This window comes from Sporomusa sp. (assembly GCF_057736855.1).
This window is the reverse complement of sequence record NZ_JBYKYF010000056.1, coordinates 7,763-12,921: the sequence shown is the minus strand read 5'-3', so window position 1 is coordinate 12,921 and position 5,159 is coordinate 7,763. Positions and strand designations below refer to the sequence as shown.

Annotated in this window: 6 protein-coding genes; all 6 read left to right on the top strand. The window is 44.3% G+C overall.

The features are described from left to right. Window positions 1–627: DMT family transporter (locus AC29Z1_RS05775; RefSeq protein WP_488270504.1), on the top strand; the 627-nt coding region annotated here is incomplete at its 5' end. Window positions 628–641: 14 nt separating this feature from the next. Beyond that, a complete protein-coding gene (gene trmL, locus AC29Z1_RS05770; protein ID WP_488270503.1) occupies window positions 642–1,100 on the top strand; it encodes a tRNA (uridine(34)/cytosine(34)/5-carboxymethylaminomethyluridine(34)-2'-O)-methyltransferase TrmL in 459 nt (152 codons plus the stop codon). Between the two features lie 113 nt (window positions 1,101–1,213). Continuing rightward, the gene (locus AC29Z1_RS05765; RefSeq protein WP_488270502.1) at window positions 1,214–2,083 is read left to right on the top strand and encodes a TIM barrel protein; all 870 of its coding nucleotides are present in this window, start codon (window positions 1,214–1,216) and stop codon (window positions 2,081–2,083) included. Between the two features lie 47 nt (window positions 2,084–2,130). After that, entirely contained in the window at window positions 2,131–2,481 is a 351-nt protein-coding gene (locus AC29Z1_RS05760; protein WP_488270501.1) for a YlbF/YmcA family competence regulator, read from the top strand. A gap of 1 nt (window position 2,482) precedes the next feature. Beyond that, entirely contained in the window at window positions 2,483–3,406 is a 924-nt protein-coding gene (murB, locus tag AC29Z1_RS05755) for a UDP-N-acetylmuramate dehydrogenase (RefSeq protein ID WP_488270506.1), read from the top strand. 194 nt (window positions 3,407–3,600) lie between these two features. Continuing rightward, window positions 3,601–5,159: MBL fold metallo-hydrolase RNA specificity domain-containing protein (locus AC29Z1_RS05750; RefSeq protein WP_488270500.1), on the top strand; the 1,559-nt coding region annotated here is incomplete at its 3' end.

Genomic DNA, 5,159 nt, shown 5'->3' with positions numbered 1-5,159 from the left:
GTCGCAACCGCTGTTTTCCTGCAATATTTGGCCCCGGTTTTTATGGCTGTATATGCGGTGTTGTTTGAAAAGGAAAAGCTGGGGTTAAAGCGCAGTAGTGCAGTTGGCTTAGCCACGATGGGCGGACTCATGATAATGCTCAATGCAGGTGTCGCAACCTTTAACATACTAGGGCTGGCAAGCGGGTTAATGTCTGCCGTGATTATGGCGTTTAATACTATATATGGAAGACGGGGAGTACGGCAGTATCATCCGTTGACTGTTGTTACCTATTCATTCGGGTTTGCCGCATTATTTTGGTGGGTAGCATCACCTGACGCATGGACAGTCGGAGTCATTCATACGGGTAACTGGTGGTTATTTATGTATATTGCCATATTTTCCACAGTGGTTCCGTTTTTGTTATATTTTACTGGTATGCGTTTTTTATCGCCGACGAATGTGGGCGTTACTGCTTGCTTAGAACCTGTTATTGCTGCTGGTGTCGCGTATTTGACGCTGGGAGAGGTTATGGGCTGGCTGCAACTTATTGGTGGCTTATTGGTTATTGCCGCTGTTATTTTGCTGCAAACTACCACGGAACAAAAACTGGCAGCAACAGAAGACAAACCACATGATTTTGTATAACTGGAGTGATTTTGATGCATATTGTACTGGTAGAACCGGAAATTCCCGGTAACACCGGCAATATTGCCAGATTGTGCGCAGCCACTGGCTGTGAGCTGCATCTGGTTAAGCCGCTGGGGTTTTCTATTGAAGATAAGTATTTAAAGCGAGCAGGGCTTGATTATTGGCACTTGGTCAAGGTGCATGTCCATGAGAATTTTGATGAAGTAGTAACATTGTATCAAGGCCATAATTTTTATTTTAATACAACGAAAGCCACTAAACGTCATAGTGATATAGTGTATCAGCCCGAAGATATGCTGGTATTTGGCAAGGAAACTGCCGGGCTGCCGCAGGAGTTGCTTGCGGCGCATCCGGAGCATTGTGTCCGCATTCCCATGATTGATGAAGCCAGATCACTTAACCTGTCTAATGCAGTCGCTATTGTTGTCTATGAAGCATTGAGGCAGCAAAATTTTGCCGGGTTGCGATAATATAATAGATAATAAATAATCCTTACAAGATGCGTTAGTAAGTTAAGCAGAACTAATCACACCCCACTTATAATAGTGGGTGTCATCGAAACAATCGCTAGGGCGGTGATCCCATGTATGCACAATTTGGACCTGCAGGCAATCCTGATGCCTTTTATGAAGCAGGATGTAAGGCCTCGGTGGAGATGCCGAAATGGCTGGCAGGTCTTACCCTCAATGCTTATGAGTATCAATGCAGTCGGGGTGTTACTATTAAACAGTCTACTGCCGAACTGTTAGGACAAGAGGCTGCCGGTTATGGAATTAAACTGAGTATTCATGCTCCTTATTATATAAGTCTGGCAACCGAAGACGAAACCACTGCTGGTAATACCCAACGCCATATTTTGCGTTCACTTGAAGCGGCAAAATGGATGGGAGCGGACCGAATTGTCTTTCATATCGGCGGTTCGGGGAAAGGGACTGGACGATCTCAGGCGATGGAACGGGCTAAACGTTTATTTGCCAGTATTTTGGAGCAAGCAGAACAGTTAGGATTGACAGGACCTAACCTCTTACCGGAGACTATGGGCAAACAAAATCAATTAGGCTCACTGGATGAAGTGCTAGAGTTATGTAAAATGGCCGATTGGGTGCGGCCTGCAGTTGATTTTGGGCATTTGCATGCTGTGACTGGCGGCCAGTATACCACCTATCAGGAATTTGCTGAGGTATTTGATCGTATTGGAGAAGTACTGGGGGAGGAAGCGGCGAAAAACTTACATATTCATTTTAGCCCCATCGAGTTTACCAAGGGCGGTGAAAAACGGCACTGGTGTCTTGGCGATCCCTTTGGCCCGCCACATGAGCCACTTTTGGCAGTGATTGCCGACAGAGGATATACTCCGCGTATTATCTGTGAATCTGCCGGTACGCAAGCTAAAGATGCAAAAATTATGCAGGACTTTTACCTGGGATTGTTGAAAACAGATTTTGGGGTATAAAGAGTAAAAATAACGCATAAAATAGATGGTGAACTGGAGGTAGTTTCATGATTGTGCATGATAAAGCCCATGAATTGGGGCGGGCGTTGAGAAATTCTGAGGAATACCAGGCCTTTTTAGCCGCCAAACAAAATCTTGATAATGATGCGGCAAGTAAAACCATGGTACAGGATTTTTTCAAAAAAAAACTGGCAGCCGAATATGATTTAATGGCTGGTAATCCTGAAGATCCCAAGAGGTCTCAAGAACTGCAGAAAATGTACGAATTAATTCTTCTTAATCCTAAAGCCCGAGACTTTATTCACGCCCACATGCGCTTTCAGCAGATTGCTGCTGATATTTACAAAATAATTGGCGATGCGGTCGCCGAAGGAATGGATGTATTTGGCAAAGAATGAAATGTTGACTGATATATCATTAGAGTTTTATGCCGAATTGAAAAAAACTATTCCCGCGGAGCGGCTGCTAACGAATGAACCACTTTCCAAACACACGACATTTCGTATAGGCGGTCCGGCTGATTTTTTTTGCCTGCCTGCTTCGTCTTCAGAGGTAGCTAAGATACTTAAGCTCGCCAAGCGTTATTCTGTGCCTGTTACTGTATTGGGGAATGGTTCTAACGTACTGGTACTGGACCGGGGAATCCGCGGCTTAGTGATAAAGTTTGGTGCAGAGATGGGGTACATCCGGCATAACGGTACGACCGTTTTTGCCGGGGCTGGTGCGCTATTAGCAGACATATCTCAATATGCCGCTAAAGCTAAACTGACAGGTTTTGAGTTTGCAATTGGAATTCCTGGCAGTATTGGTGGTGCTGTATTTATGAATGCCGGTGCCTATGAAGGTGAGATGAGTCAAGTGGTGAAGGCTGTTACTGCGGTTAGTCCTGACGGTGAGCTTAGACGATTTGAGCAAACAGAACTTGAGTTTGGCTATCGTCACAGTGTATTTCAGGAAAACGGCTACCTTATCTGTGAGGTTGAGTTGGCACTGGCTTATGGCGAGGATCGTTCGATTCGGATTCTTCTTGATGAGTATACTAACAGACGGCGGAGTAAACAGCCGCTCGAGATGCCTAGTGCTGGCAGCACCTTTAAACGGCCAAATGGGTATTTTGCCGGGACATTGATTGAGCAGGCCGGACTCAAAGGTATCAGTGTTGGTGGTGCACAAGTTTCGACAAAGCATGCCGGGTTTATTGTTAATGCTGGTGGCGCGACAGCCAAAGATGTGCTTGCCCTTATTAGCAAAGTGCAGGACAGTGTTTATCAACAATTCGGTGTTTCTTTACATCCGGAAGTACGGGTATTAGGAGAAGAATAAGAAGAGTATAGTAAGTCTTTATAACCGGGAGCAAATTGCCCCGGTTTTTGTTATTGGTGCAGGAAACTAGTGTAAATTTGGCGAAGTTAGAAACTATGAATATTATCAAATTTTGAAGTTTTCTGGAATTGAGGTATTGCACCACTATATTTGTTTCCTTAATTCAAAAACTGCAATGAAAAGGAGCCAACATTATGCGTCTAACTTTTTTAGGGGCTGCCGGAATGGTAACCGGTTCTTCGTATCTTTTGGAGGTCGGTCAAAAAAAGTTTTTGATTGACTGTGGCCTGTTTCAGGGATCAAAAGTCATTACGGCGCTAAATAGACGGGAGTTTCTGTATAATCCGGCTGAGATTGACGCTGTTTTTTTGACCCATGCACATATCGATCATAGCGGACTTTTACCCAGATTGTGTAACTCAGGATTTAAGGGACCTATCTACGCTACGAAGGCGACTACTGAGTTATGTAGTATCATGTTACCAGATAGTGCTCATATTCAGCAGTCTGATGCGGAAATAGCCAATAGAAAAGGGCTGCGTGCGGGACGTAAACCTGTAGAACCTTTGTATACGATAGCCGATGCGTATGCCTGTCTCGATCAGTTTTCTCCTGTAGCTTATGATACTAAGCTGATATTGTCAGAAGAGATTACCATTCAATTTAGGGATGCTGGCCATATCTTAGGATCTTCGATGATTGAGGTATGGGTGACTGAAAATGGGCAAACTACCAAAATTTTATTTTCTGGTGACATAGGACAGCCTGATCAGCCTATTATTAAAGATCCGACAATCATCGATTTTGCCGATTATATTATTCTTGAATCTACATACGGTGCTCGGCAGCATGAACCTGGTGACCCGATTGAATTGTTAGCCAAGTACGTTAATGATACGGTGGCCAAAGGCGGTAATCTGGTTATTCCGTCATTTGCCGTGGGACGTACCCAAACTCTGTTGTATCACCTGTATAAGTTATTAAAAGCCGGTTTAATACCCGAGATTCCTATTTTTGTGGACAGTCCGTTGGCTATAGCTGCCAATGATGTGTTTCTGAAAAATTCGCAAGAATATGACAAAGAAGCCTATGACCTGATATTTGGCGATCAGGAGCAGCCGCTACGACTGCCGCAACTGACGTATACCAATACGGCAGAGGAATCCAAAGCGATTAATAGCTTTGATAAACCGGCTATTATTATATCATCCAGCGGAATGGCTGATGCCGGGCGTATTCTGCATCACTTGAAACATAACTTATGGAGACCGGAAAGCACCGTATTATTTGTCGGTTATCAGTCACCAGGCAGTTTGGGACGACGACTATTAGAGGGTGCCAAAAAAGTGAAAATTATGGGTGAGGAGATCAGTGTTAAAGCAGATATTCGTAATCTGCAAGGTTTTTCGGCTCACGCCGATCAGAGTCAGCTTACCGACTGGCTGAAAAACTTTAAAACAAAACCGGCAAATATTTTTATCGTGCATGGTGAAGAAGCCATGTCCGTACCGTTAGGAACCATGATTAATGAAGAATTTGGTATTCCAACCTATATTCCTCGGTATGGTGATTCGGCCCAGATTCATGGACGTACCTGGCATATTGAGCCTTCCACTATTACGATTGTCGAACCTGCCGTACAGTTGCTTAGAGACAAACTGGCTGAACTGGAAAAAGAATACGCCGATTTTCGTCGCAGGCTCGAAAACTTGGTGGCTGCCAATTCTGGCAATCTTCATGGTATCTTACGGCG